Origin of the sequence: Variovorax sp. RA8, from assembly GCF_901827175.1 — a bacterium.
GTDB lineage: Bacteria > Pseudomonadota > Gammaproteobacteria > Burkholderiales > Burkholderiaceae_C > Variovorax.
The window spans coordinates 2,027,494-2,054,349 of the sequence record NZ_LR594662.1 but is presented as its reverse complement, the minus strand read 5'-3'; the positions used below and the strand labels follow the sequence as shown (position 1 = coordinate 2,054,349).

General features: G+C 65.5%; 24 protein-coding genes. 13 read left to right on the top strand and 11 right to left on the bottom strand.

The window, feature by feature from the left end:
- Positions 1-13: 13 nt before the first annotated feature.
- Genes leuD through E5P3_RS09775 form a run of 3 tightly spaced genes read right to left on the bottom strand, consistent with a single transcriptional unit; the run spans position 14 to position 2,974 of the window.
- The gene (gene leuD, locus E5P3_RS09785) at positions 14-643 is read right to left on the bottom strand and encodes a 3-isopropylmalate dehydratase small subunit (RefSeq protein ID WP_174263057.1); all 630 of its coding nucleotides are present in this window, start codon (positions 641-643) and stop codon (positions 14-16) included.
- 58 nt (positions 644-701) lie between these two features.
- Positions 702-2,105, bottom strand: coding sequence for a 3-isopropylmalate dehydratase large subunit (leuC, locus tag E5P3_RS09780; protein ID WP_162585791.1), 1,404 nt, complete (start codon positions 2,103-2,105; stop codon positions 702-704).
- Positions 2,105-2,974 carry an isocitrate lyase/PEP mutase family protein gene (locus E5P3_RS09775; protein WP_162585790.1) on the bottom strand — a complete coding sequence of 290 codons (870 nt, stop codon included), beginning with the start codon at positions 2,972-2,974 and terminating at the stop codon, positions 2,105-2,107. Before E5P3_RS09775 ends, leuC begins: the two co-directional genes overlap by 1 nt.
- 116 nt (positions 2,975-3,090) lie before the next feature.
- Between E5P3_RS09775 and E5P3_RS09770 the strand changes: the two genes are divergently transcribed.
- Together E5P3_RS09770 and E5P3_RS09765 are read left to right on the top strand one after the other, a co-directional pair.
- Positions 3,091-3,882 carry a GntR family transcriptional regulator gene (locus E5P3_RS09770; protein ID WP_162585789.1) on the top strand — a complete coding sequence of 264 codons (792 nt, stop codon included), beginning with the start codon at positions 3,091-3,093 and terminating at the stop codon, positions 3,880-3,882.
- Between the two features lie 257 nt (positions 3,883-4,139).
- The gene (locus E5P3_RS09765) at positions 4,140-4,433 is read left to right on the top strand and encodes a GYD domain-containing protein (RefSeq protein ID WP_162585788.1); all 294 of its coding nucleotides are present in this window, start codon (positions 4,140-4,142) and stop codon (positions 4,431-4,433) included.
- A 156-nt stretch (positions 4,434-4,589) separates the two neighbouring features.
- On the opposite strand, the gene E5P3_RS09760 is transcribed toward E5P3_RS09765, so the two are convergent.
- Positions 4,590-5,636: an LLM class oxidoreductase gene (locus E5P3_RS09760; RefSeq protein WP_162585787.1), complete on the bottom strand. Its 1,047-nt coding sequence runs from the start codon at positions 5,634-5,636 to the stop codon at positions 4,590-4,592.
- 142 nt (positions 5,637-5,778) lie between these two features.
- Here E5P3_RS09760 and E5P3_RS09755 point away from each other — a divergent pair, with 142 nt between their 5' ends.
- From E5P3_RS09755 to E5P3_RS09740, 4 genes are all read left to right on the top strand, one after another.
- Positions 5,779-6,261: an AAC(3)-I family aminoglycoside N-acetyltransferase gene (locus E5P3_RS09755; protein ID WP_162585786.1), complete on the top strand. Its 483-nt coding sequence runs from the start codon at positions 5,779-5,781 to the stop codon at positions 6,259-6,261.
- 3 nt (positions 6,262-6,264) lie between these two features.
- On the top strand, positions 6,265-6,897 hold the full coding sequence (locus E5P3_RS09750; protein WP_162585785.1) for a class I SAM-dependent methyltransferase: 633 nt from the start codon (positions 6,265-6,267) through the stop codon (positions 6,895-6,897).
- Positions 6,898-7,014: 117 nt separating this feature from the next.
- Positions 7,015-7,254 (top strand): hypothetical protein, encoded by a 240-nt coding sequence (locus tag E5P3_RS09745; protein ID WP_162585784.1) that lies wholly within the window; start codon positions 7,015-7,017, stop codon positions 7,252-7,254.
- Positions 7,255-7,439: 185 nt separating this feature from the next.
- The gene (locus tag E5P3_RS09740) at positions 7,440-8,417 is read left to right on the top strand and encodes an extracellular catalytic domain type 1 short-chain-length polyhydroxyalkanoate depolymerase (RefSeq protein WP_162585783.1); all 978 of its coding nucleotides are present in this window, start codon (positions 7,440-7,442) and stop codon (positions 8,415-8,417) included.
- A gap of 215 nt (positions 8,418-8,632) precedes the next feature.
- Here E5P3_RS09740 and E5P3_RS09735 read toward each other — a convergent pair whose 3' ends face one another.
- Positions 8,633-9,250, bottom strand: a complete 618-nt coding sequence (locus E5P3_RS09735) for a DUF1989 domain-containing protein (protein ID WP_162585782.1) — start codon at positions 9,248-9,250, stop codon at positions 8,633-8,635.
- A 2-nt stretch (positions 9,251-9,252) separates the two neighbouring features.
- Positions 9,253-9,972 carry a guanitoxin biosynthesis heme-dependent pre-guanitoxin N-hydroxylase GntA gene (gene gntA, locus E5P3_RS09730; protein ID WP_162585781.1) on the bottom strand — a complete coding sequence of 240 codons (720 nt, stop codon included), beginning with the start codon at positions 9,970-9,972 and terminating at the stop codon, positions 9,253-9,255.
- A 609-nt stretch (positions 9,973-10,581) separates the two neighbouring features.
- Between gntA and E5P3_RS09725 the strand changes: the two genes are divergently transcribed.
- On the top strand, positions 10,582-11,121 hold the full coding sequence (locus E5P3_RS09725; RefSeq protein ID WP_162585780.1) for a patatin-like phospholipase family protein: 540 nt from the start codon (positions 10,582-10,584) through the stop codon (positions 11,119-11,121).
- A gap of 348 nt (positions 11,122-11,469) precedes the next feature.
- A complete protein-coding gene (locus tag E5P3_RS09720) occupies positions 11,470-12,693 on the top strand; it encodes a DesA family fatty acid desaturase (protein WP_162585779.1) in 1,224 nt (407 codons plus the stop codon).
- A gap of 133 nt (positions 12,694-12,826) precedes the next feature.
- On the opposite strand, the gene E5P3_RS09715 is transcribed toward E5P3_RS09720, so the two are convergent.
- Together E5P3_RS09715 and E5P3_RS09710 are read right to left on the bottom strand one after the other, a co-directional pair.
- The gene (locus E5P3_RS09715) at positions 12,827-13,984 is read right to left on the bottom strand and encodes a sensor histidine kinase (RefSeq protein WP_162585778.1); all 1,158 of its coding nucleotides are present in this window, start codon (positions 13,982-13,984) and stop codon (positions 12,827-12,829) included.
- A 142-nt stretch (positions 13,985-14,126) separates the two neighbouring features.
- Complete coding sequence (locus E5P3_RS09710) at positions 14,127-15,023, bottom strand: LysR substrate-binding domain-containing protein (protein WP_162585777.1); 897 nt, start codon at positions 15,021-15,023, stop codon at positions 14,127-14,129.
- 103 nt (positions 15,024-15,126) lie between these two features.
- Here E5P3_RS09710 and E5P3_RS09705 point away from each other — a divergent pair, with 103 nt between their 5' ends.
- The 3 genes from E5P3_RS09705 to E5P3_RS09695 all read left to right on the top strand — a co-directional run bounded on the left by E5P3_RS09705 (position 15,127) and on the right by E5P3_RS09695 (position 18,716).
- Positions 15,127-16,293, top strand: coding sequence for a mandelate racemase/muconate lactonizing enzyme family protein (locus E5P3_RS09705; RefSeq protein WP_162585776.1), 1,167 nt, complete (start codon positions 15,127-15,129; stop codon positions 16,291-16,293).
- Between the two features lie 30 nt (positions 16,294-16,323).
- Entirely contained in the window at positions 16,324-17,301 is a 978-nt protein-coding gene (locus tag E5P3_RS09700) for a tripartite tricarboxylate transporter substrate-binding protein (protein ID WP_162585775.1), read from the top strand.
- A gap of 593 nt (positions 17,302-17,894) precedes the next feature.
- On the top strand, positions 17,895-18,716 hold the full coding sequence (locus E5P3_RS09695; protein WP_162585774.1) for a sterol desaturase family protein: 822 nt from the start codon (positions 17,895-17,897) through the stop codon (positions 18,714-18,716).
- Positions 18,717-18,787: 71 nt separating this feature from the next.
- Here the strand turns inward: E5P3_RS09695 and E5P3_RS09690 are convergent, their stop codons facing one another.
- Positions 18,788-19,855 carry a LacI family DNA-binding transcriptional regulator gene (locus E5P3_RS09690; RefSeq protein ID WP_162585773.1) on the bottom strand — a complete coding sequence of 356 codons (1,068 nt, stop codon included), beginning with the start codon at positions 19,853-19,855 and terminating at the stop codon, positions 18,788-18,790.
- 172 nt (positions 19,856-20,027) lie between these two features.
- On the opposite strand from E5P3_RS09690, the gene E5P3_RS09685 reads away from it, so the two are divergent.
- Together E5P3_RS09685 and E5P3_RS09680 are read left to right on the top strand one after the other, a co-directional pair.
- On the top strand, positions 20,028-21,029 hold the full coding sequence (locus E5P3_RS09685) for a Bug family tripartite tricarboxylate transporter substrate binding protein (protein WP_162585772.1): 1,002 nt from the start codon (positions 20,028-20,030) through the stop codon (positions 21,027-21,029).
- 19 nt (positions 21,030-21,048) lie between these two features.
- A complete protein-coding gene (locus tag E5P3_RS09680; RefSeq protein WP_162585771.1) occupies positions 21,049-22,773 on the top strand; it encodes an N-acyl-D-amino-acid deacylase family protein in 1,725 nt (574 codons plus the stop codon).
- An 18-nt stretch (positions 22,774-22,791) separates the two neighbouring features.
- Here the strand turns inward: E5P3_RS09680 and E5P3_RS09675 are convergent, their stop codons facing one another.
- On the bottom strand, positions 22,792-24,348 hold the full coding sequence (locus tag E5P3_RS09675) for a metallophosphoesterase (protein WP_162585770.1): 1,557 nt from the start codon (positions 24,346-24,348) through the stop codon (positions 22,792-22,794).
- Positions 24,345-26,267 carry a hypothetical protein gene (locus E5P3_RS09670; protein ID WP_162585769.1) on the bottom strand — a complete coding sequence of 641 codons (1,923 nt, stop codon included), beginning with the start codon at positions 26,265-26,267 and terminating at the stop codon, positions 24,345-24,347. The genes E5P3_RS09675 and E5P3_RS09670 overlap by 4 nt, the downstream gene beginning before the upstream one ends.
- Between the last annotated feature and the right edge of the window lie 589 nt (positions 26,268-26,856).

Sequence of the window (26,856 nt, the reverse complement as noted above, 5' to 3'; positions counted from 1 at the left end):
GATGTCGTCTCCTTCAATAGGCCACGGCGGCCGGCGGCCAGGCCCAGGGCCGCTGTGCACGGTCGGCCTGCTGCCAGGCGCGGATGAGGGCATCGTCGCGCAGCGTCAGGCCGACGTCGTCCAGGCCATGGAGCAGCGCTTCGCGGCGCAGCGGGTCGATGGTGAACGGGGTCTGCGCGCCCGACGGCGCCGTCAAGGTGCGCCGTTCGAGGTCGACCGTGAGTGGGGCTCCGTCGGCGCAGGCCGCGGCCAGTGCCTCGACCTCGGGCGCCGGCAGGCGGATCGGCAACACGCCGTTCTGGAAGCAGTTGCTGTAGAAGATGTCGCCGAAGCTGGGCGCGATGACGCAGCGCACGCCGATGCCCTGCAGCGCCCACACTGCGCCCTCGCGCGAGGAGCCGCAGCCGAAGTTGTCGCCGGCAAGCAGGATCGGGGCGCCTCTGAAGACAGGCCGGTTGAGGATGAAGTCCGGGTCGTCACTGCCGTCGGCGCGGTAGCGCAGTGCCTCCATCGCGTAGGGGCCGAGTTGCTCCCTGGGCAGCGAGGTCAGGCGCTCGATGCGGATGATCACATCGGTGTCGATGTTGGCGCGCGGCAGGAAGGGCGCAGCGCCGCTCACGACGGTAAAGGGCGGAATGCTCATTGAAAAACCTCCGCCCTGCGGGCTGCGGTGCCATGAGCCTTCGGAGCGGCCGTGCGGCTCATGCCATGCTCCCCACATCGGTGATGCAGCCTGCGATAGCCGCCGCCGCCGCCATCGCAGGGCTCGCCAGGTGGGTGCGCGCACCCGGCCCCTGCCGCCCGACGAAGTTGCGGTTGGAAGTCGACACCGATCGCCTCTGCGGCGGCACCTGCTCGCCGTTGGCCGCCACGCACATGCTGCAGCCGGGCTCGCGCCAGGCGAAGCCGGCGGCTTCGAACACCTCGCGCAGGCCTTCGGCCTCCGCGGCGCGCTTGACGTTCTCGGAGCCCGGCACGACCCAGGCCGTGACGCCCGGCGCCACGTGCCTGCCGCGCGCCACCTCGGCCGCAGCGCGCAGGTCGGAGATGCGCGAATTGGCGCATGACCCGATGAACACCCAGTCGACCGGAGTGCCGGCGATGGGCTGCCCCGCCCTCAGGCCCATGTAGTCGAGCGCGGCGGCCAGCGTGTCGCGCTGCGCGGCATCGGCGACGGCCTGCGGGTCGGGCACGCGGCCGTCGATGGCCATCGCGTGCTCGGGGCTGGTGCCCCAGGTGATGGTGGGGCGGATGAGGGACACGTCGATGGACTCGTCACGGTCGAACACCGCATCGGCATCGCTGCCCAGCAGCCGCCATTGCGCCACCGCTGCGTCGAAGGCCACGCCCTGCGGCGCGAAGGCACGGCCGCGCAGATAGTCGAAGGTGCGCTGGTCGGGCGCCACCATGCCGCAGCGTGCGCCGAGCTCCACCGTCAGGTTGCACAGCGTGAGCCGGGCCTCGACCTCCATGGCCTCGATGGCGCTGCCCGCGTACTCGATCGCGTGGCCGACGCCGGCGGCAGCTCCGAGCTTGCCGATGATGTGCAGCGCGAGGTCCTTGGCGGTCACGCCTGCGCGCAAGCTGCCGTCGCAGCGGATGCGCATGCGCCGGGGCTTCTGCTGGCGCAGCGTCTGCGTGGCCAGGGCATGCGTGCTCTCCGACGACCCGATGCCGAAGGCCACCGCACCCAGCGCGCCGTTGGTGCAGGTGTGGCTGTCGCCGCAGACCACGGTGAGGCCCGGCAGCACGATGCCCAGTTCCGGGCCCATCACATGCACGATGCCCTGCCCGGGCTCGCCCAGGTCGAACAGGCGCACCCCGGCAGCGCGGGTGCGATCGCGCAGCGCGGTCCACAGCTTGCCGCCGGGCGCGTAGGTCAGCCCGTTGCGCCCGGGCTGGCTCGACATCGCGTGGTCGGGCGTGGCGAAGACCAGTTCCGGGTCATGCACGGGCAGCCCGCGCGCCGTCACCTCCGCGAGCGCGGGTGGTCCGGAGAGGTCGTGCAGCAGGTGGCGATCGATGTGCAGCAGCGCCCAGCCGTCGCCCAGGTCGCGGACGACGTGGGCGTCCCAGATCTTGTCGAAGAGCGTCCGGGCGAGCATCACTTGTCTTCCATGGCGGCGCCGGCATTGAAGCGCTGGCGCAGTGCATCCCACTCGTCGGCGCCGAAGCGGCGGAAGGTCTGCGCCACGCTCTGCGTGACCTCGGGCGCCTTGTGCGTGGCCTTGAGTTGGGCCAGCGCCGAATCGCCGGCCTGGATCGCGGCCGCCAGCATCAGGCCCGGCAGGATCGCCAGCTTGTAGCCCATGGCCTCGGCTTCGCGAAGGTCGAAGATCGGCGTGCGGCCGCCGGCGACCACGTTGAGCAGGCACGGCCCTTTCACGGCCTTCGGCACCGCCGCCACTTCTTCCAGCGACTGCGTAGCCTCGACGAAGACCAGGTCGGCCCCGGCGTCGAGCGCCGCGTTGCCGCGCCAGATGGCCTCTTCCAGGCTCAGCATGGCGCGCGCATCGGTGCGCGCGATGATCACGAACTCCTTCGTGCGGCGCGCATCGACCGCGGCGCGGATCTTCGAGACGAACTCGGCGCGCGAGACCACTTCCTTGCCGTCCAGGTGTCCGCAGCGCTTGGGCGAGACCTGGTCCTCGATGTGGATCGCGGCGACGCCGCGCGACTCGTACTCGCGCACCGTTCGCGTCACGTTCAGCTCATTGCCGTAGCCGGTGTCGGCATCCGCGATCAGCGGCACGCTGATGGCGCGCGCCATGGTGGCCGCGTTGGCCACCATCTCGCCCATGTCGAGCAGGCCGAAGTCGGGATAGCCGCGCGCCGCCGCCGTGCCGGCGCCGGTCATGTACACGGCGCTGAAGCCCGCCTGCTCGATCAGCCGCGCCCCGATGCCGTCATAGGCACCGGGCGCGATCAGCATGTCGGGCGCGGCGAGCAGCTCGCGAAGGGAGGTGTGTGTCATGGGCGGAGGTCTTTCAGCGCAGCTTGCTTGTCTCAGTTGTTCTAAGAATATCACAACATAACAACAAGTCAACAAGTTATGCTCCGGCCATGAACTTGTCGACTGGAACCACGCCGATGAACGGGGCACGCGGCACCGCCTTGCACCGGCAGATCTATCTGGTGCTGCGCGACGAGATTTCGCGGGGCCTGTTCCCCGGCGGCGCGTTGCCGAACGAGGAAGCGCTCTGCGAGCGATTCGGCGTCTCGCGCATCACCGTGCGGCGCGCCCTGGGCGACCTGGCGATCCAGGGCCTGGTCGAGCGCCGGCACGGCCGCGGCACCTTCGTGCGGGGCGAGCCCGGACAGATGCGGCCCGTGCCCAGCCTCAGCGTGATCGACAGCCTGCGCATGACGGCGATCGAGACGATCGTCCGCGTCCTCGAAGTCGAGCAGGCCGCCCCGCCGGCCGATGTGGCGAGGCTGCTGCAGATTCCGCCGGGCGAGAAGGCCGTGCACGCGCTGCGCATTCGATCCAACCGCAACGGCCAGCCGGCAATGCTGACGGACGCGTGGGTGCCCGCCGCCGTCGGGCGGCGCGTGACGGCGGCTGCACTCAAGAAGAAGGCGCTCTACGAGATCCTGATGATGCAGGGCGTCAAGTTCGGCCGCGTGGTGCAGGAGTTCAGCGCGACGGTGAGCGATCCGCAGCGAGCCGCACTGATCCAGACCGAGGTGGGTGCGCCGCTATTGAAGCTGGTGCGGCTGATGCACGACATGCACGAGCGCCCGGTCCTGCACCTGACCGCCTACATGGCCGCGGACCGTGCGAGCGTCATGATGGAGATCGCCGGGGCGACCGTGAACACGCTGACGGCAGGGCAGATCGTGCTGGATGCGCCAGTGGATGACGATCTCTTGTCCAGGTGAGTTCAAGCAGGCAAGGCATGGCCACCAGGAACTGCTGCACCGGACCTTGCCATTGCCGATGAAGCGCGTAGCATCCCAACCGCTCTCCCAGTGAAGTCCTTTTGCCGCCCCCGCGCGAGGTCCGCGTCCATTGCGGTTTCCGCCTCGCCGACGACTTGCAGACCGTTTCACTGCCAGTGCGCTCGAACCGGCGTTTGACGGCTGCGGCGGTTCGAGGCAGATGGCATCGGCCGTCTATGTCGAACCGAGGAGATGACATGATCACCTACGTTGGCCTGATGAGCTTTACCGACAAGGGCCTGCAATCGATCAAGGACACGACCAAGCGCGCAGCGGCCGCGAAAGAAGCGGCGAAGAAGTTCGGGGTCACTATGCGCGAACTTGTGTGGACCCAGGGCGAGTACGACCTTGTCTCCATCGTCGAGGGCGAAGACGAGAAGGCGCTATCGGCGTTCACGCTCGCAATCGCCATGCAGGGCAACATCCGATTCCAATCGCTTCGCGCGTTTACGAGCAGCGAGATGGACGAGATCCTCGCCAAGCTTCCGTAGTTGCGTGCCGATTCGAAACGCCGAGCTTTCATGAGCCGCGCCGGCCGGTTCGAATGACGTCACGGCCGCGGCGTTTGGCTTCTGCCGGCCTGCCCGCCACGTCGCTCCGTCGGTGTTGCGCGGCGCGGCGCGGTGGTCTCCTGTGGAGCGCCGGCCTCAATGCTGCCGCGCGAGCGTGTCGTCGTCGACCTCCGCATCGCTCGGTTCCAGCTCGCCGCCGACAGGCTTGTCGCCCTGCGCGTAGGCCAGGGGCGGCAACACCTCGGTGCCGATCTCCTCGAGCACCTCGGACGCCGGCCGCGCGCCGTACTTGAAGTTGAGGATGACGTGGTTGACGCCGACGACGCGCAGCGAGTCGAGAAAGCGCAGCAGGAAGTGCTGCCCCGCCCTGAAGCCGAGGTGGATGGGCGTCGGCGGCAGGTGCGGATCGTCGGCGAGGTCGACGTAGAGCGATTGCACGAACGGCTTGAAGGCGCCCGGCCTGGCGGCATTGACCTCGCCGCGCCAGCGCTCCACTGTTTCGGCTTGGCGGTCGATGCCGCGGGGATAGGTGATCCAGCCGTCGGCGTGCCCGGCGATCCACGGCAGCGGCTGCCCGCTGCTTCCGGTGACGAGCATCGGCAGGCGCCCGAACGGCTTGGGCACGAGGTCGGCGTTGGCGGTGAGCACGCCGGCCGTCGACGTGAACGTCGGGTACTCGCGCTCCAGCACGCTGCGGATCACCTCGAAGTATTCGCGGAACAGGACGGCGCGCCGTTCAATGTCGACGCCGAAGGCCGGGAACTCCACCGGCCGGTCGCCCGACGCCACCCCCAGCACCAGCCGGCCGCCCGACAGCTGGTCGACCGAGGCAGCGGCCTTGGCCACATGCAGCGGGTGCCGCAGCGGCAGCACGATGGAGCCGGTGGCCAGCGCAATCGTTCGCGTGTGTGCCGCGATCCAGCCGAGGTACACCCAGGGATCGTGGATCTGGCCGAGGTCGCCGAAGCTCGGATCGCGCAGCGGCACGTCGCGCACCCACAGGGCGGCGTAGCCGAGCGCCTGGGCGCGCTGCGCAAGTCGCTCCTGGTCGCGCATCGACGGCTCATCGCCCGTAAAGGCTTCGATGGGGAAGAAGACGCCGAGGGTGAGGCGGCCCGGGCGGAACATGCGACGAAAGCCTGGCGCTTCGTCGACGGTGGCCACCGGATTGACTTTCAGCATGCGCTCTCCTGTTCGATATCGGCAAGCGTACGGCGCGCGCCGGCGGCGGTATTCCCGATTGCTGCGAAAACTGCCCAAGGACGGCGACACGTGCGGCACGAGCGCCCGGTTCTGCACCTGATGAGTACCGACAATCACGGCCATGACCACCACAAGCGGCTACACCATCCAGCGCCTCTCCGAGGATTCGGGGGAGCTCATGAACGCCCTCCTCTGCGTCTTCGGCGAGGCTTTCGACGATGCGGACACCTACGGGGCAAAGCGCCCTCGGCCAGAGTACCTTCGGCAGCTGCTCGCCAGCGAGACCTTCATTGCATTGGCGGCCGTGGAAGGGTCGCAGGTCATTGGGGGCCTCGCAGCGTACGAATTGAGGAAGTTCGAGCAGGAGCGCAGCGAGATCTATATCTACGACCTTGCCGTTGCTGCGGCGCACCGGCGAAGAGGGGTTGCCACCGAATTGATCCGGGAACTTCAGCGCGCCGGCGCCGAACGCGGGGCTTATGTCATCTTCGTCCAGGCAGATCCGCCTGACGCGCCGGCGATCGCGTTGTATTCGAAGCTCGGGGTGCGCGAAGACGTGCTGCATTTCGACATCCCAGTCCCCTGCCCCGCGAATCGAGGTTGATCCATGCAGGAGTACTACGCAGCCCGTGCGAACGAATACGACAGGATCTACCTGAAGCCTGAGCGGCAAGCCGATCTGCGGCAGATCGAGAGCTGGCTTCCGGCCGTGTTTGCAGGCCGCTCGGTCTTGGAGGTCGCCTGCGGCACCGGGTACTGGACCCAGTTCTATGCGCAGGCCGCGCAGCGCGTGGTGGCAGTCGACGCGGCACCCGAGACGCTGCGCATCGCCGAGACCCGCGTACCGGCAGAGAAGGTGCAGCTTGTCGAGGGAGATGCCTACCGCCTGCCGTCATCGACGGTCAGGTGCGATGCCGGTTTTGCCGGCTTCTGGTGGTCGCACATCCCGCGCTCGCGGATCGATGAGTTCTTGCGCGGCTTCCATGCGGCGATCGAGCCGGGCGCGAAGGTAGTCTTTCTTGACAACCGCTTCGTGCCGGGCAGCAGCACGCCGATTGCGGAGAGCGATGCCGAAGGCAACACCTACCAGCTGCGGGCCTTGGCCGATGGGTCGACCCATCGCGTGCTGAAGAATTTTCCGGACCGGGATGCTTTGATGGCCATCGTCGCTCCCCACGCGGCGGGCGTCGGGTACCGGGAATGGGAGTACTTCTGGGCGCTGGAGTACACGCGTTTGTAGACCGGGCGGCGGGGTGGCTAGCGGCTCGCCCTCGAAGGCGCCGGCGGGGCCAAGAGGCGCAGGGAACTTTCGCGGTTCTGCCGTTACGCACTGGCGCTCCCCCTTCCACGAATCCCGATGTACTGCCGCACCCTCAAATACCGCGATGGCTATGGCCGCTTCTCCATGCTCGTGGAGGAAAGGCCGGACGGCTCCCTGGAACTTTGGGAGCTGGACGTGCCGGGCAGCAGCATGCGGCGGCGGGTCGTGATCGAGACGGTGGCGGATAGCTTGGCGCGGGAGGGCAGGAAGCTGCACGTGGTCTGGGGTGCTGCGCGGGTGGAGCGGAAGCGGGCTGATGATTGGCCGCGGCGGTGAGGGGTGATTGGGAGCGGACCGCGCCTGTGGGTCGGGGGGGCGCCAGGCAGCAGATTGGGGGCGTCGTTTAGCATCGCCTGGAACGGAAGAGCCTTATCCCGACCAGCGCCCCTCAGCCTCTATACCTACCCTGAGGTGCGTCAGGGGACTACCGCGCTTTGGCCGGCGGCAAAGACAGTTGCTACATGCAAACTGCCATGCTTTCCGCCAATCCGTACTTGTCGTGGTTCCAGATCGCATCTGACATGCACGCTGCATTCTTTGTGCGGCCGGCCGAGGGTGGCAGCGAGGTCGAACCGGTGGCCGAGCGGATGCAGAGGCATGACGGCTACAGCTTGTACGTGCCCGCGAGTGCGCCGCTGCGAAAAGCGCCCATGGTCGTGATGCTTCACGGCGCCGGGCAGGAGCCGGACGACTTCGCGGCCGGGACCCGGATGAACCTCGTCGCCGAGCGGCGCGGGTTCATCGTGCTGTATCCGGCACAGTCGACGCAGGCTAGTGCACACCGATGCTGGAACTGGTTCGACAAGGGGCATCAGGTCCGCGGCCAGGGCGAGCCGGCGCGCATCGCCGACTTAACCCAGCGTATTGCAGGTGATCAACAGGTCGATCCCCTTCGCATCTTCGTCGCCGGCTTGTCGGCGGGCGGGGCCATGGCCGCCTTGCTCGGGGAACTCTACCCCGAGGTGTATGCCGCAGTCGGCGTGCACTCAGGCCTGGCGGCGCGCGCCGGCTCGGATCTACAAACGGCCCTCGCGGCGATGCGTGGTGCGGGCACCCCCGGGGAAGGGGCGGAGACCGGGATGCCGACCATCGTCTTCCACGGCGATAGAGACGATACGGTGCACTTGGTAAATAGCGAACACGTCATCGATGCTTCCATGGGGGTCGGATGTGCGTTCGTGTCCAGCGACGAGTGCAGCGCCGACGGACGCCGCGCGACGCGGCGGGTCTATTCGAGATCGGACGCTGTCGAGTGCGGAGAACATTGGACCTTGCACAATGCGCCGCATGCTTGGTCGGGCGGCAGCAGTGCAGGTTCCTTCGCTGTTCCGTTTGGTCCGGATGCGAGCGATGAAATGCTGCGATTCTTCGCGGATCGTCCGCGGAACAAAACCAGACGCCCGGAGGTGACGCCTAAAAGGGCGACGCAGGGCACGTGACATGCGCGCGAAACCTCCCCTTATCGCGTCACTGAGGCAAGCCTCGCCGTCCAGCGCTTCTACCGCACGGCGGTCGAAGCTCTGCTGCTGCTGAGCTGGGGGCGCCAAACCCCGTCCTACGAACCGCAGACGCTTTGCCCTGGCCTCGCGGAGCCTTCCGGTCCCGCAGCGTACGGGCGGAGATGGCCTGGCGCCACTCTGCTCGCATTCGAGCATCACTCATTGCAGGGACGCACCAGGATCTCGTAGTCGATCGGCTTGAACGAGCCGTTGTTGGAGTTCTCCGCAGAGCAGGCAGTCAAGCCGCAGATGAGGTTCATCTGTGCGCGCAGCTCGATAAAGTCGCCGGCCCGGGACAAGGGCGGCCGAACCTTGACTTCCCCGTTCTCTGCCACGACGACGTTCATGAACACGTTGAAGGTCGTGCCGATCTGCTCGGGCCGGATCCCGAAGGGCTCGAAGGCCCGATAAAGGTTTTCGAAGCAGCTGGGATGGTGGCCTCGGTGCTTGTACAGGATCTCGAACATCTCCTGGCTGCAAGGCGTGAGCAGGAAGTCGTGCCGTCCGACGGCGTCTTCGAGGATGCGGAACATGGGGCGGCTGTCATTGGCGTAGAGCACGTCCCCTTTTGTCAGATAGATCTTGGACGCATAGTCGATCGTGCGGCCGGACGAAAGGCTGCACGCGTGGTCGTTCTCGGCAAAGGCGAAGAGATCGGCCACCTGTTCTCCAAATGGGTCGTAGATGCGAAGAACCTCGCTGGCTCGCAGACGGAAGGCCACGCCCGACTGGGGCGCGATGCGGCAGCAGCCGCTGGGATGGGTCGCAGACATAACTATTCTTTCCCTGTGTGAAAAGGACATTTCCAGCCTTCCCCGACGACGCGCCCAGAGTACTGCCTGGCCTCGGAAGCTTCGCCAAAGCGCGAAAGAACCGGATTGACCGATCCTTGAAGCGCCATGTCGCGCTTCCGAATGGTCTCCTGCATGCTTTGGTACTTGCCCAAGGCCTTCAGCGTCTCGAACTGATCGTGGAAGTTGAAAACCAGGCACGGCATGGGCGCCCGGCGCGCCATCCGGCTTGCGCCGGGGTGCAGGCCGACGACGAAGTAGGCGCGCCCTCCGATGCTGAAGGAAAAGTCTTCCCGTTCCGGGTCCTTGCCGACCGTGGGGTCCCAGTCGAATCCACGCGCCCTGTCGACCTTGTGCATGGCCTCGAGCTGTTGCCACAGGCGGCGTTCGAACTCCCTCTCCTCAAGCTCTTCGCATTCGAAGAGCGCGACGAAGCTCACGGGCGCACTGCCCGGCTCGCGAAAGTCGTTGGCATAGGCCAGCAGCGCATCGCAGAGCTTGGAAGCTTCCGATGCGTCGCCCAGGCGGCCAAAGTTTGCAAAACGCATACGGTCCTTGTTGAGCGCCGATTTCGCACCGACACATGGAAAGGACCTGTCGGAAATGAAGGTTTGGAGTTTTGCGGAGGCGGCAGCAGTGTTGTCTGAACTTGTGCTGCGTGGAGGAAAGGGTGGCTGAACGCCGGCGGGTTTTTGTTCACTCATGACCCTACGGTATAAGACTGAGGGAAATGCCTCGCCAGCCACGGGATACCGATCGAGTGGGCAGATGAAACCCTGCAAGGTAGGCGCCGAACCCCCAAGGTTGTCGCCGGCGGGCTACGCGGTTGGCCGAGCGGCGTCAACCGGATCGGCGCACTCGTCGCAGGCGCCGGGGATATGGCCTCAACGGCGATGTACCTGCCAAAAGCAAGCGGCACCCGGAGGTGCCGCTTGCTTGCCTGCAGTCGAATGCATGCCGTAGTGCTCTCCGGCTGGTCATCGGCGGACCCGCTAGGGGTGGGTGCAAACGCCCAGGCTGGTGGGCGCGCTCTCGGATGATAGTCCCCGCTGGGGCGCTCGGACGGCGCCCATCGCGCCGTGCCTGTATCCGCGTATCTCGATGACGAGGCCACGAGCAGCGTTCCTACGTTCGAGGCTGTGGACTCGACGAAGCTCGTACAGCCGGCGGCTGGCACATGTGAGCTGCCGTTTCAGCCACTTGCCGCTCAGTGCGTGCCCTCATGCCGCCGCGGCGCCAACGACTGTCCAGTAGCTACCTGATGAAGTTGAACCCACACACCCCCACGACCGTCGCAGCGGTAGGACCTGCACTTGCCTAATAGCTCCCCGCGCGTATTGAATCTGGCGCTTCAAGGTGGCGGCGCGCATGGCGCGTTTACCTGGGGCGTTCTGGACAGGCTGCTCGAGCATGACGACCTGGTTCCGGGCCGCATCAGCGGCACCAGCGCTGGCGCGCTCAACGGTGCCGCGCTGGCCACGGGCTATGCGCATGGCGGGCGTGAAGGCGCCAAGGCGAACCTGGCCCTGCTCTGGCGCAAGATTGCCGAGGCTGGGGCGCCGCTGACCTTCCTGCTCCTGCCATTGAGAAAGCCCGGGATGGGCGTCTGGGACGACGCAATGCCATTGCTGTCGCCTTACCAGGCCAATCCGCTCGGCATGGAGCCGGTGCGCTACATCCTGAATGCGGTCGCGGACATCAAGGCCATGCGGCAGCCGAGCGCGCCACAGCTCTACGTCAACGCGGTGAACGTGCACAGCGGGTGTTCGCGCGTATTTGGCCCGCAGGACTTGTCGATCGATGCCCTCCTGGCCTCCTCGTGTGCACCCCTCATGTTCCAGAAGGAGTTGTAGAGCTCGTCCTTTGAATGCCCGCTTTCGACTCGACACCCTACCTGTCTGAGCTCCCGCTTAAGGTTTCCCAGCCGCGTCTCCCCACCGCCGAGTTGTCCCGGCTCGCCCGCATGACCCAGAATTCGAGTCGCATCGCCGGCTGACGCCACCTCGTAGCGGTGTCCTTGAAAGCGTTCGCACGCGCCGAGGAACGCTGCGAGCGGGAGCGATTCCTGCGTGGGCAACGAGGCCCCATCCGGTGCGGATTATCTGGTCACACGCGATTGCGCTCCCGCCCTACATCCCCGTTGGCCCATAGAACCCATATTGCGTCGGAGCAACTGCATTAATAGGGAATGGAATCGACTTATGCTGCTTCCGGATTTCTCCATCTTGAACGCGGCCATCGACTGGCTCGGGAACGGCCTGTGGGATCTCACGTGGTGGCAGGTCGTGCTGTACACGCTGTTCACCACGCACATCACCATCGCTGCGGTCACGATCTTCCTGCACCGCACCCAGACGCACCGGGCCATGGATCTGGGCCCGATCCCTTCCCATTTCTTCCGCTTCTGGCTCTGGCTCGGCACGGGCATGGTGACCAAGGAGTGGGTGGCGATCCATCGCAAGCACCACGCCAAGTGCGAGACCGAGGAAGATCCCCACAGCCCGCAGATCAAAGGCATCGACGAGGTGCTCTGGCGCGGCGCCGAGCTGTACCGCGCCGAGTCGAAGAACAAGGAGACGATGGAGCGCTACGGCCACGGGACTCCGGACGACTGGCTCGAGCGCAATCTCTATTCGCGCTACAGCTGGCAGGGCGTGGGCCTGATGCTGGTGCTCAACCTGGCGCTCTTCGGTGCGCTCGGCATGGCGGTCTGGGCGGTCCAGATGCTGTGGATCCCGATCACTGCGGCCGGCGTCATCAACGGCATTGGCCATTACTGGGGCTACCGCAGCTTCGAGGCACCCGACGCCAGCCGCAACATCATGCCCTGGGGCCTGATCATCGGCGGCGAGGAACTGCACAACAATCACCACACCTATCCCACCTCGGCCAAGTTCTCGGTCAAGAAGTACGAGTTCGACATCGGCTGGATCTACATCAGCCTGATGCAAAAGATCGGCTGGGCGAAGGTCAAGAAGGTCCCGCCGAAGATGCAGTTGGGCGACATCCAGCCGGTGGCCGACGAGAAGACGCTGGAAGCCGTCATCGCCAATCGCTACGAAGTGATGGCCGGGTACGCCCGTGAGATGCGCCGCGCCACCAAGCAGGAACTGGCATTGCTCAAGGACAAGGGCGCCGACCTGTCTGCGCTGAAGGCCGCCAAGCGCTGGCTGCATCGCGACGACGACAAGGTGCCGGCCGCTGTCCGTTCGAACCTGGTGCAGGCCCGTGCGGCCCACCCGGTGCTGGACAAGATGGTGACGATGCGCGAGGAGCTGCGCCAGCTCTGGCTCAACACCTCGCAGTCGCGCGAACAGCTGGCCGCCGATCTGGCTGCCTGGTGCCACCGCGCGGAGGCCAGCGGGATTGCAGGGCTGCGTGAGTTTTCCACCCGCCTGCGCGCCGCGCGCTCAGCGGAGCGCTGAGGACGTGATTCATAGCGGAAGCACCACGCCCCCCCGGAGCGGCGAATCGTCGAAGACACTACCGAAAGATCGCTAGCTGCGACAGTGCGCCGCCGATCTGGCGCGCGTCCGTGGAGTTGAGGCAATAACGTGTTCAGGTCGCCGGTGCCACTGGCGCTTTTGGCGGCGCAATGGCGCGGGGAATGCGGACTGTAAAGGTCGTGCCGTCAGCATCGGTAGACGAGACGTCGATCGAGCCACCGTGGGCCAACGCAGTTTCCCGAGCGATGAACAGCCCCAAGCCAAGGCTGGTTCGCGGGCGCCCAGGCTGCTCTCCGTCGACGGGGAGCTGTACCATCGCACTGAAAATCGTTTTAAGCGACTCCGGGGGGATGGCAGGGCCGAAGTTCGTCACCGAGAGCAAAACGTCGTTGAGCTCGCCGGAAACGTCGAGCTTGACGTTCGTCCCCTTCGCTCTGTATTGAGCAGCATTCGCGAGCAAATTGACGACGACCTGCTGCAGCCGTACGTCGTCGAAGACGCCCGAAAGGTCGCCACGCAGATGTAATTCGAATATGCAGTCCGGGTGCGCCGAAGCAGCGTTGTGCAGCGCCGCCTGAACGATGTCGCGCATGTCCGCCGGCACCGGAGCCATGGGCATCTTGCCACCAAGCTGCGTGCGCGAGTATTCCAACAGATCGTTAACCATCGTCGACATGGTGGCCGCGCTGCGAAGCAGCCGCTTGCCAATCGCCGCGTTGCCTTCCACCGAACTCGACCGCTCGAGGAGCGAGCCGGTCATGCTGACGGCAGCGAGAGGCGTGCGCAGGTCGTGTCCGAGGATCGCGAGGAAGCGCTCTCGCGTCTGGTTGTTGTGCTCCGAGAAGGTCACTGCCGACTCGGCCAACGCTTGGTCCACCGCCTCGTTGAACCGCACCAGCTCCTCGTGGACTTCCTGGTTGAACTCGCTGATGCTTGGCAGCCAAATGCGCAGGACGCTCGCGCGCAGCGCGCGGAATTCCGCCGTCAGCTGCACGAGCGAGAAGCCGCTCACCTCGCGCAGCGTGCCATGGATGGAGGCTGCACTCTGGGGGAACTTGCCTGGGCTGTCGCCATGCGACTTGGCGGTTTGCTCAGCCTTGCTTTGGGAGTTTTCGATGTCCAGCGCAAAGGCTTTGATGATGAGATGCGCGTGGTCGCGCAGAGCCGCGCTGGTCATCAACGCGGCCGCAGGCTCCAACGTCTTGGCGAAGGCTTCCCACTCCACCAGAATTTCTTCAGCACGCTCCGTTAGAAATCGGGAAAGCTTCATGTCGTACCCTTTTTCGCCTCGCGGGCTTTCCCCATTATGGACGCCTGGATTTCCCACGGACCGCTCGATCGTCGCCCCGACCGCAATGCGGATCGAAGCGGCGATAGCCGCATGATGAAGTGCAAACGACGATCAAGGGCAATCAGCCATCGACAGCTGTATTCCAGAAGGCGTTGGCAGCCTTCCCTAAAAGCTGGCTGTCGCGGTAGAGCCTGATTTCCAGCGGGACGGCCCACTCGCTACTGGCCGCAGCGACCAGGCTCCCCTGCCCAATGTCGTCCTCTACAAGAGTCTGCGGCAGCCACGCGATGCCCCTGCCATCGAGCGCCATCGTCCGCAGGACCGAGGCGAGGTGCGCGGTGAAGACGACCTGAACCCCCAGCGATTCCAGCCTGCGCCCCAGAACAGCGCGCATGATGCGTCCCAATCCCGATTCCTCCGTGTACTGGAGCACGGGAACCGCACCGGCGCCCGTCCGCAGTTGGTGACGCGCGTCGCCTCCCTCTTTGGGCGCCGACACAGCGACCAGCACATCCTCGCCAATCAGAGCCGATCTGAAAGGCTCAGCATCAAGCGCGCCTTGCGCCTTGCTGTGCGCGTGGCTCAGAACGAATTGAACCTTGCTCTGCAACATCAGTGCTTCGCAACGCTCGAGCACGTCGGACATCAGCTGCACCGGGCCGAGCGTTGTGTGCGATTCGAGGCTTCGCAACCACCGCGGCAGGAATGTGAAGGAGAGAGCGTGCGTGGACGCGATCCGCAAAGTGACCGAGGTTGCCTCAGCGATCTTCTTGGCATCGCCGGGCAGCCGCGCCACCCTGGCGTTCAGTTCCTGTGCCACTCCGGCGAACCACTCGCCGACTTCCGTCAGCGTGGCGGGCTGCGAACTGCGGTCGAACAGGTCGGCCCCGATCCATTCCTCCAGCGCTCGAATTCGCCGGCTGAAGGCAGGTTGCGAGCTGTGGCGATCATCTGCCGCGCGCGAGAAATTCCCCGTGGCCGCCAGCGCCAGGAAGTCATCCAGCCAGATCAGATTCATTGCGGTTCGTCCAGCGCATAGAAGTTGAGAAATTGAACATTGGCCGAAAAAGCCTGCGTGCCCGACCATTCAGTCCCCCATTCAAACCCACCTGGAGACAACCGTGAAGATCGTCGAAATCCGCGAGAAGACCATCCCCATCAGCTCGCCGATCCGCAACGCCTACATCGACTTTAGCAAGATGACCTTGAGCCTGGTCGCCGTGATAACCGACGTGATTCGCGACGGCAAGCCGGTGGTCGGCTATGGGTTCAATTCGAACGGTCGCTATGGCCAGGGCAAGCTGATGCGCGAGCGCTTTATTCCGCGCATCCTGGAGGCCGATCCGGCGTCGCTCGTGGACGACACAGGCGACAACCTCGACCCGCACAAGATCTGGAACACGATGTTCACCAATGAAAAGCCGGGTGGACATGGCGAGCGTTCGGTGGCGATCGGAACGATCGACATGGCGGTCTGGGATGCCGTGGCCAAGATCGAAGGCAAGCCGCTCTTCCAGTTGCTGGCCGACCGCTACGGCGACGGCAAGCCGAACCGCAAGATCTTCGTCTACGCTGCCGGCGGCTACTACTATCCCGGGCAGGATCACAAGAAGCTGCAGGACGAGATGCGCAGCTACATCGACCGCGGCTACACGGTGGTCAAGAAGAAGATCGGCGGCGCCTCGCTCGACGAGGATCTGCGTCGGATCGACTCGATCATGGAGGTCCTGCAAGACGGCCAGAAGCTCTGCGTCGACGCCAACGGGCGCTTCGACCTGGAGACGGCCATCGCCTACGCCAAGGCGCTCTCGCAATACGACCTCTTCTGGTACGAAGAGCCGGGTGACCCGCTGGACTTCGAACTGCAAGCCGCGCTGCGCAACTTCTACAAGAACCCGATGGCCACGGGCGAGGATCTGTTCTCGATGCAGGACGCCCGCAACCTGATCCGCTACGGCGGCATGCGCCCGGACCGCGACTGGCTGCAATTCGATTGTGCGCTCAGCTACGGCCTGGTCGAGTACCTGCGCACCCTGGACATGCTCAAGGAGCATGGCTGGTCGGCGAGCCGTTGCATCCCGCACGGTGGCCACCAGATGTCGCTGAACATTGCCGCCGGGCTCGGGCTGGGCGGCAACGAGTCGTACCCAGACCTGTTCCAGCCCTTCGGCGGTTTCCCGGACGGCGTGAAGGTCGAGAGCAGCTACGTGACGCTGCCCGATCTGCCCGGCATCGGCTTCGAGGGCAAGGCGGATCTGTATCGCGAGATGCAGGCCCTGTCGGCCTGACGCAGCATCAAACCACAACGGAGACAAGACATGAACAATCTTTGGCGCTGCGTCGCTGGCGTGGCCTTGGCCGGTTCCGCCATGCTGGCTCTGGCAGACTTCCCAGATAAGCCAGTCACCATCGTCGTGCCCTTCGCGGCTGGCGGGCCCACCGACAAGATCGCTCGCGATCTGGCGGAAGCGCTTCGCAAGCCGCTCGGGCAGACCGTCGTCGTCGACAACACGATCGGCGCCGGCGGCACGATCGGGGCGGCCAAGGTGGCCAGGGCGACTCCCGACGGCTACACGCTGCTGGTGAGCCACATAGGCATGGCGACCGCTCCCGCGCTCTACCGCAAGCTGAGCTACAAGGTGCCGGAGGACTTCGTGACCCTGGGGCTGATCAACGAAGCACCGTCGGTCCTGATCGGCAAGCCGGGCCTGGCGGCGAACAACTTCGCGGAGCTGCGCCAGTGGATCACCGCGAACGGCACCAAGGTGAACCTCGCCAACGCGGGCCTGGGCTCCGCATCGCACCTGTGCGGCCTTATGTTCCAGAGTGCACTGAAGACCCCGATGACGCCAGTGCCGTACAAGGGAACGGCGCCAGCCATGACCGACCTGATCGGCGGACAGGTCGATGTGATGTGCGAGCAGGTTGTCAACGCGGTACCGCAAATCGAAGGCAAGAAAGTCAAGGTCTACGGCATCACCAGCCTGCAGCGGCTACCGCTCCCGGCCCTGAAGGACGCGCCGACGCTCTCGGAAGCCGGCCTGAAGGACTTCAACGTCCAAGTCTGGCACGGTCTGTACGCGCCGAAGGGCACGCCGCCTGCCGTGATTGCAAGGCTCAACGCCGCGTTGCGCGCCGCCTTGAAGGATCCAGAGTTGGTCAAGCGCGAAGAGGCGCTAGGACTCACGGTGGTGAATGACGAGCGCCTGGACCCGGCGGGCCACAAGAAGTTCCTGGAGACCGAGAAGGCGCGGTGGTCGAAGGTGATCAAGGACGCGGGCGAGTACGCCGACTAGCTTGAGAAACGAGAACGGGCTGCCAAGAGCCCGCTCCTTCTTTGCGCTCTCGCCCGAGATCCCAACTTGCTTGTGTTCCCAAACCTCGACGCGGCGAGAACCGGCCAGCGAGGGCTGGGCGACGACGCCGCATTATTCGACGGGGAGGCGCTCGATTTCGTGACTTCTGCCGCAGAAGCAAGGCGAGCGCAACCAGTGGGCCCGCGGCAAAAGAAGAATTTCCTAACCTTCCGCAGCTCAATCGAGTGCCAGAGAGACCAACCAGCCTCGGTGCGCAGAGATGGATGCACAGGTGTTAATCATTTGGTGCTTCTTGTCGCCCTCGTGCTTTGTCCTGGCTCCTGGGCGCGGCGTATTGAGCGGCCTGCCGCGGAAGGCGTCAACTACCAACATTGGTAGGTATTGCCGGCAAAGCCGGCTCGGGCTATGTGCGGCAAGGAGCACAGCAGCCCACGGCCGAAGATCGTGTGCGGGGCCCGGGGCCAGGCCGCCGATTCAGTACTAATCCGCGAACTTCGACGAAAGCTGTGCGACGCTTCTGATGCCTGACTTCGAGGCTCGATACGCTTGGGCTCGTGAAAGGATCCAGGACCATGATGACCGAACGCCAGCGCCAGTTCCGCGAGCAATACATTTCCCAGGTCAGCCCGCTCTACAACGGTCTGTTGCACATCGCGGTGCTCTACGGGGTCGGAATTGCCGCGATCTGGTATTGCCTCACGCACATGCAAGCCGCGAGCTGGGAGTGGCTCCTCGCTGTGCCGGTCTTTGTCGCGGGCAACTTCGCCGAGTGGTTCATTCACCGGTACGTGATGCACCGCCGCATCGACGTCTTCGCGCTGCGCGCGATCTACGAGCGGCACACGCGCCAGCACCACCAGTATTTCACCGACCTCGAGCCAACAATCGATACGACGCGTGAATTCCGCATCGTGTTCTTTCCGTGGCGCGTGCTGGCGACCTTAGGGGTGGCCGGAACGCTGCTGGGCTGGCTCACGTCCCTGGTACTGAACGCCAATGCGGGCTACATCGTGTTGCTGACCATGGTGGCCCAGTACCTCGTGTACGAAACCTTCCATTGCTGCTGCCACCTTCACGACAACTGGTTCGTGCGCAACATGCCCTTCGTCAATACGATCCGCCGCCACCACGCGGCTCACCACAACATGGGGGTCATGATGAAGTTCAACATGAACCTCACCTTTCCGATTGCGGACTGGTTCCTGGGAACTACTGATCTGCGGCGCGGCTTGCTCGGCCACCTCTTCAACGGCTACAGCGACAAGCATGTGAAGGAGGAACTGCGTCCGATCATCGACAAGTTCCGCCACGACCATTCGCGCGTGACACTCGATGGGCCTGAGTTGACGCAGCAGGAAGAGAGTGTCATGGCCAGCGCTCCGCTCGCCCGCTGAAAGTCGGTTGGCTGGAGGAAGTCGCACGAGCAGGCTTGCGTCGGCACCGGACAAATCGGCTCACCCTGCGATCAGGCCGGCCCCGTACTCGCCCGCACGATCAACTCGACCTGCAATGCCGGCGGCTCGAAGTGCTCGCCGGCGAGTCGCGCCAGCAGCAGCCGCCCCGCCGCCTCGCCGATCTCGCGGATGGGCAGGCGCACGGTGGTCAGCGGCGGATGCAGGTAGGCCGCGAAGTCGTTGTCGTTGAAGCTGGCGACTGAAAGCGCTTGCGGCACCGCGATGCCGCCCTGGTCGAGCGCAGCCAGCGCGCCGGCCGCCAGGTAGTCGGTGCCAAAGACCATCGCCGTGACCGGCGTGCGCCGCGCGAGGATCTCGCGCATGGCGGCGAAGCCTTCCGCAAAGCCGTACTCCGTCTCGATGATGGCGCGCTCGTCGAGCGCCATGTCGTGCCGCGCCAATGCCAGCGCCACGCCCTCGAAGCGGTGCCGGGCACGCTCGCTGTCGCGGCTGTGGCCGCCGACGAAGCCGATGCGCTTGTGCCCGAGCGCGGCCAGGTGGGCCACGACCTGCGCACCGGCCGCATGCTCGTCGAAGCCCACGGCATCGCTGCCCGAGCCGGGCGGCGCCCACATCTGCACGAAGGGCGTGCGATTGGCGGCCAGCATCGACAGGATGGCCGGCGGCTGGTCCGTGCCCAGCAGCGCCACCGCATCGACGCCGCGCTCCAGCATCGCCCGAAGGATGCCCAGCTCCTGCTCGCCGCGGCCCTCCGGTGCGGACAGCAGCAGCGTGTAGCCCTGTTCTGCCAGCGTGGCCTGCAGCGCCTGGATCATGGCCGGGAAAGAAGAACTGCCGAAGCGCGGCACGACCGCTCCGATCGTCTTCGTACGCCGCATCGCAAGGGCGCGCGCCGCGCCATTCACCACGTAGCCGAGCCGGTCGGCCGCCGCCATCACGCGGGCACGGGTGGCCTCGCTGATCATCTCGGGCTTCGACAGCGCGCGGGAGACGGTGCCCGTGGACACGCCCGCGAGCGCCGCCACGTCGGCCAGCGAGGCCGAGCGGGCGCTCGATCCGAAGGTGCGGGGCGATGGGCGGGGCGAGTTCGGCATGGCGTGCGGGGACATGGCGATCATACGAATTTGCAAGCGTTTGCAGATACCGGGATGCGGCTCGCCGCAAGTTGCTGCTGCTGGCGAGGGAAATCCCCTAGTAGACACTCCAAGTCTTGCTATCGTAAGCTCAATGCAAGCGCTTGCATAGCGCGTCGGGCCTCTGCTTTTTGAGGCCCCACTCCGGAGACACCCCATGAAAACCACTTCCTCTTCCTCGCGCCGCCTGCTGCTCCAAGGCGCGCTCGCCGCCGGTGCCGCGCTCGCGTTGCCGGCCGTCGCCCAGCCTGCCTGGCCGATCGCCGGCAAGCCGATCCGCATCATCGTTCCCTTCCCGGCCGGCTCCGGCTCGGACACGACCGCGCGGGTGATCGCCAAGCTGATGGGGGACGAGCTCGGCGGGCATCCGGTGATCGTGGACAACAAGCCAGGCGCCGGCACCTTCATCGGCGCGCAGGAAGTGGCACGCGCGCCGGCCGACGGCCACACGCTGCTCTACACGATCGTCATCACCCACACGCAGAACCCGCACCTGTACGCGAAGCTGCCCTACGACCCGGTGCGCGACTTCACGCCGCTGGCGCAGATGGTGAAGTCGGCGACGGTGCTGATCGCGAACCCGGCCGCGCCAGTCAACAACGTGCAGGAACTGGTGGCCTATGCGCGCGCCAACCCGGGCAAGCTGAACTACGCCTCGTACTCCGCGGGCTCCACGTCGCACCTCAACGGCGAACTGCTGCAGATGCGTACCGGTACCCGGATGGTCCACGTGCCCTACAAGGGAACGGCCGATGCCTCGCGTGCCCTGGTCGCGGGGGATGTACACCTGTACTTCGACGGCACCGCGAGCGCCGTTGCACTGATCAAGGCCGGCAAGGCCAAGGGCATCGGCGCTGCCACGCCGGCGCGCGTGCCGGTCTTGCCCGACCTGCCCACCATCGCCGAGCAGGGCGTGAAGGGCCTCGACATCGTCGGCTGGCAAGCGATCTTCGGCCCGGGCCAGATGGACCCGGCGCTCGCGAACAAGGTGGCTTCCCTGCTTGCCAAGGTGGCGCGCATGCCCGAGATGCTCAAGCTCATCGAGGCCCAGGGCAACGAGCCTTCGGGCGTCAGCGGCCCCGAGTTCGCGGCCATCGTGAAGGGCGACAGCGAGCGCTGGGGCGAGGTCATCCGAAGCGCCAACATCAAGCTCGACTGACAGAAAGAGACCGACACCCATGTTCGATACCCTCATTCGCGGCGGCACGCTGGTCGACGGCAGCGGCGCGCCGCAACGGCGGGCCGACGTCGGCATCACCGGCGGCCGCATTGCCGAGATCGGCGACAAGCTGGGCCCGGCCCGGCGCACCATCGATGCGGACGGCGCCATCGTGACGCCCGGCTGGGTCGACGTGCACACGCACTACGACGGCCAGGCCACCTGGGACCCTTACCTCAGCCCCTCGACCGACCACGGCGTGACCAGCGTGGTGATGGGCAACTGCGGCGTCGGCTTCGCGCCGGTGAAGCCCGATCGGCGCGAGTGGCTGATCAGCGTCATGGAAGGCGTGGAGGACATCCCCGGCACCGTGCTGGCCGAGGGCATCCGCTGGGACTGGGAGAGCTTCCCCGAGTACCTCGACGCGCTGGAGCGCATGCCGCGCGCGCTCGACGTTGGCGCGCAGATCCCGCATTCGGCACTGCGCGCGTACGTCATGGGCGAGCGCGGCGTGACGCACGACGAGGCGACGCAGGACGACATCCGCGCGATGGTGGAGCTTGCGCGCGAAGGGCTGCGCGCCGGTGCGCTGGGCCTGTCGACCAGCCGCACCATCATCCACAAGTACGACGGCCGCAAGTACCCGCCGGGCACCTTCGCATCGCCCGACGAGATCCTGGGCCTGGCGCGCACGCTGGGCGAAGTCGGGCACGGCGTGTTCCAGATGACCTCCAACCATTACCAGATGGAGACGGAGGTGCCCTGGCTCACCGAAGTGGCGCGCGAAAACCGGCTGCCCGTGGCCTTCGCCCTGGTGCAGACCGACCAGACGCCCGACACCTGGGCCCGGCTGCTGGCGACGCTCGACGAGACGCACAAGGCCGGCATTCCGCTCTATGGCGCGGTGGCCGGGCGGCCGGCCGGCATCCTGATGGCGTGGCTGGGGTCCACCCATCCCTTCATGTCGCATCCGCTGTGGCAGCAGATCGCGCCGTTGCCCTGGCCCGAGAAGCTGGCCCGCCTGCGCGAGCCGCAGGTGCGCGCACAGCTCACCGACATGGAGACGCTGATGGGTGCGGCGAAGTACGACACCCGCCTCGCCTACCTGACGCAGAGCTTCCAGAAGATGTACGCGCTCGGCAGCGAGCCCGACTACGAGCCGCCGCCGGAGTGCAGCATCGCCGCCATTGCCGAACGCGAGGGCCGCGTGCCGCTCGAGGTGGCGTACGACATGCTCATGGCCGACGAGGGCCGCGGCATCATCTACTTCCCCAGCTTCAACTACGCCTACAACGACCTGAGCCAGCTGCACACCCAGCTGCAGCATCCGCGCACGATGATGAGCCTGGCCGATGGCGGTGCGCACTGCGGCTACATCTGCGACGTGAGCATGCCCACCTACATGCTCACGCACTGGGCGCGCGACCGTCGCCGCGGCCCGACGCTTCCGCTCGAGCTGATGGTGCAGCGCCAGACGCGCGACACGGCGGCGATCTACGGGCTGCGAGACCGCGGCCTGCTCGCCCCGGGGTACCTGGCGGACATCAACATCATCGACTTCGACCGCCTGCGCCTGCCGCCGCCCTACGTGGCCTTCGACCTGCCGGCAGGCGGGCGGCGCCTCGTGCAGACCGCCGAGGGCTATCGCGCCACGCTGAAGCGCGGCGAGACCATCATGGAGAACGGCCAGGCTACGGGTGCGCTGCCGGGCGGGTTGATACGCGGGCCGCAGGCGTTGGTGTAGCCAAGCACCCTGACCCGATCAGTCCGGGCCAGCCGAGCACGTCCGCTCGGACGGAGACCATTGGCCATTGGTCTCCAGCTTCCAACTCTGCAGTTGCAGTCCTGGTGGCCCGCTGTAGGGCTTGATCCAGATGAAGCTGTAGCAAGGCGGCAGCTGTTCGGGCTGGATCTGCATCACGGAAGGCGCGAGCTTGGCATCGATGATCTTTTGGATCTGCGCCTTGGACGCCACGCGCTGAAATGCACCGGTGTTTGCATACTTGATGCGAACAGACCCCGAAGGCATGTCGGTGATCGTCAGGTCCTTGGGGGGCATTGGGCTGTGTGTATGCGCATACACGTACGCCTGGGGAACGGGTTGCTTGTCCGCCGCCAACTTCTGAAAGATCCGCTTCAGGTACGCCGCCGTGCGCTGCGTATCGCTGAGCAACGCGCCTCTCGCGGCCGCTGAAAGGTTCTGGGAGCCTGGCAGCAGACAACGCGTAGCGCCCGCCACGCTCTCCTTTGCAGCGCAAATGGCATCGAGCTCTTCGTTGCTGAACTTCATTGGATCGAGTTGCAGCGCGCCGGTGCGCTGGGCCTCCGATGCCCTGGCCATCAAGCCCGCGTTGTTCTTGAACACTTCCAGGAAGAAGTCGGGGGGTTGCTTGCGAGCGTTGTCGTAGTCCCATTTGGCATCCTTTTTCTCTCCGAGCGCGGTGCCCGCCTGTCGAAGCGACTGCCGAAAGATGAAGAATCGGGCAAACCGCCCGACAGCGGCTGTCGTGTTGCCAAGTCCGGCTTCGTCGATTGCAAAGTCCACGCCATCCCACTCGCGGCTCAGGTTGTCGACGATGGGGAAAATGCCCTCGTACTGGTTGTAGAACTGCTGAACCATGTTCTCGCCCCAGGGCTTGCGAAGGTAGGCCACGCCGTTTTTCTGAACGAACGGATTCGGCCAGTCGGCGAATTCATTGACCTCGTCGAACTGGTGACCGTGGTCGGCATAGATCGTCCCGTCTTCCGAGAGCCAATAGCCACGCTCGATGACCTGGACACGCGCACCGGAAAATTTCTCCTGAAGATAGGCGCGCACCGTGGGGAAAAGCAAGGCAGCGTCGTGGTTGCCAGGCACGATGTACACGCGGTTTGTTCCGCGCACGGCGAACTTCCGAAGAGCATCGATGAACTCCGGGTGCTGCGCAACGATGTGGCCCAGGCGCGCAAGTGCCTCACTCTCGTTGCATCCGAGCTCGGTGTCCGACTCCTGGCAGTCGGTGACCACGCAGCCGGGGGCGCTGATGTCGGTCGAGCAAGTCATGGTGGGTGATTGCCACAGTTCGAACACATCACCGACCAGCACGAGATCGACACTGTCTTTTGCGCGCTTCGCGATGTCGTCGAGAAACAGGTTGAACTCAGGCTGCCAGCGAAAGTCTTCGATGGCGTTCCAGCCAGCGCCGTTGGGAAGCTTGCCGGCACCGACATGCAGATCACTGATCAGCGCGACGTGGCGCTGCGAGTCCGCCCACGCCATCTGGGTCGAACACAGCGCCAGGAGTGCCCAGAATCCGAGCAATATGCGGTGCACTCTCATGAATGTTCCGCCTTCTGTTCCGGCACGGGCATTGCCATTGGTTGTTCCCTTGGCTTGGGCGAGCAGATTCGCTGAAACGGATTGCCGATCAGGATGTACTTCAAGGCCGCTCCTGAATAGTTGTAGTTCTTTCCCCATGGCCTGCCCCCTTCCGGCGAGTACAGGCACTGGATGGCGAGTGTGTGCGCTTCGCCAACTCGAAGGCTCTGGCGCTCCTGCAGCACGGCAGACAAGCAATCCATGTACGCCGCGGCCAGACGCCCGGAGATGGGTGATGTGGTCGCGATGGTCGCAGCGACGTTGCGCTTGGCCAGCCGCCCCACCAGCGTGCCATCGTTGATCCGGGGCATCGCGCTGTTGCAGGCGTTGAGGATGGCCAAGGACGAAGGAACGAACGCCCTGCGAACATCAATTGCGCTCACACCGCCAAGACCTTGTTCGATGAACAACCGACTCTCGGAATGGTGACCCAGATATGCCATGACAAAGGCACCGTCCTTCGTGCCCTTCGGGGGCGCGTCCATCCACGCGCTCAGTTCCCCGAGAGAGCTGGATTGCCGGCGCACCTGGTTGTCATTCCAGCGGCCAAGCGCGGGCCTGAGATCGGTCAATGCATCGAACAGCGGCCCGCTCTTCTGCTCATTGTCCTTGGGGAGTGCCAGGTACCAATCCGACGGGCATGGTGCATCGCCGTTCATCTGCAGCCCGTTCAACAGGAGCGCTAGCGCAAACCGTTCGCCCAGATGGACAGTGGTTTCGCCTGATTGCACGCCCAACGCGCCAACGGGCAGCACAGTGGATGCGAATGAGCCCTTGACATCCGCGCCGCCCATGAGCCCGACCAACATGGTCGGGGGCGAGCTTCCGGGGCCGTACTGGCTGGCAGCGACGAGCAGCGCGCGCGCTGACGCGGCATTCTCGATATTCGCATCGGCTGCAAGTGACAGGTCTTCCCTCGGGTCCGGCGGCGGGTCGAAGATGACGCGCCCGAGCTTGAAACCCTCTTTCAGAAGGTCGGGGCCCCACTCCAGGCTGCCGAGGGTGTTCCCAAACGACCCAGCCATCTCGGTCAGGCCAACCAGGCTGGCGTCCGTCTTCCAATTCAGGAAGTCGAACTTGCCCGTCGACTTGTCACGGTACGCCAGCCATGCGTGCATCTCCTTGCTCGGGGTTGTCGCATTCTCGGCACCTTGGCCGTAGAGCAGCAGGGTGATGTCGAAGGGGTGGCCGGCTGAGGCGAACACGCTCTGACCGTTGCCCCGGACTTTGAGGTTGTCTGGCCAGGTTGATCCGGTCCGGAGATCCACCAGCATGGATTGCAGAGGAAATCCGGTACTTGCGTCCAGGATGGCAATGGCAAGCTGATGATCTCCCGGCGACTTCAGCTTGAAGTCGACACTGAACTGCGCGATGAGAGCGCGCGCCAGAACCTCTTCGAGGTGCGCATCTCCGGGACGGGGCAGCGGCTTTGCCAAGGCGCTCCTCACCTTGGCGAGATCGACCTTGAGCGGGATGCGCGAAGCAGAAAGCTCCAGCCGCGAACTGTCCAGCGGGCTGAGCAGCACTTCGAGCGACAGCTCCTGCCTGGTTTCGTCTTTCAGGCTGGATTCAATAGCCTGGGTCAGCTCGACCGCGGTGGTGAATCCGCCGATGCCCACAAAAATGGTCGAGAGGTCCAGCAGCGAGAGCCGAAAGAGCAGATGCGATTGCACGTGCAATGCAAGGGGCCCGCTCTGGATACTGGGCAGGTGGCGTGAGGAGTTGTCCCTCCCCAGCCAGTAGTTCCACGTCGCCGACTGTGCGACCCCGTCTTTCGAGATGTACCCTGGCCTTGGGTCGCTCGTGCTGCTGGCAGCAAGCCGTTCGCTGGCGTCTTGCGTGCGGCCCTGAAAAAGATTGTCCAGACGGTCGATTGCCAAGGGACGAGAGACGGGGCCTGGCGGTGTGACGGCAGGCGCAGGCGGCAGTGCGAGCGCGGGCGGCAGTCCGGGCGTGGCGGGCGGTGCAGAGACCGAGGGAGGCGCGGCGGCCACCGCGGGCGGCTCCGCTATTCGAGCCCGGCTGGACCTTTGAGAGAACTCGAACAGCTCCTTGTTTGGGCTCCCTAGTGCCGATGCCGAGCGCTCTCCGTTCAAGCTTTCGATGCGAGCTTGACGTTCACGAATCATGCTTGTGTGCCGCTCGGGCGGTGGCGCGGGAAGCACAGCGCTCGGCGGCGCTGGTGGGGTGTTGGTGGCCGGGGATGGGCTGGCGGCCGGCGGCGCCACGGTGGCCTGGGGCGCTACGGTGGCCGGAGGTGGAGGGGGCGGCGGCGCCACCGATGCGAAGTCGGCACCGTCCTCGGCCGGTCGATCTGCCTGAAAGAGCCACATGGCCAGGAGTGCCGTGCCGGCGCAAACCACCGCCAGGAGGACCAGGAACGGAGCCCTTCCAAAGCGACCGCGAGCCTTCTGAACGACTGATCCCACTCTCGGCCTCCGATCCAAAAAGTGAAGTCACCTCCGATGC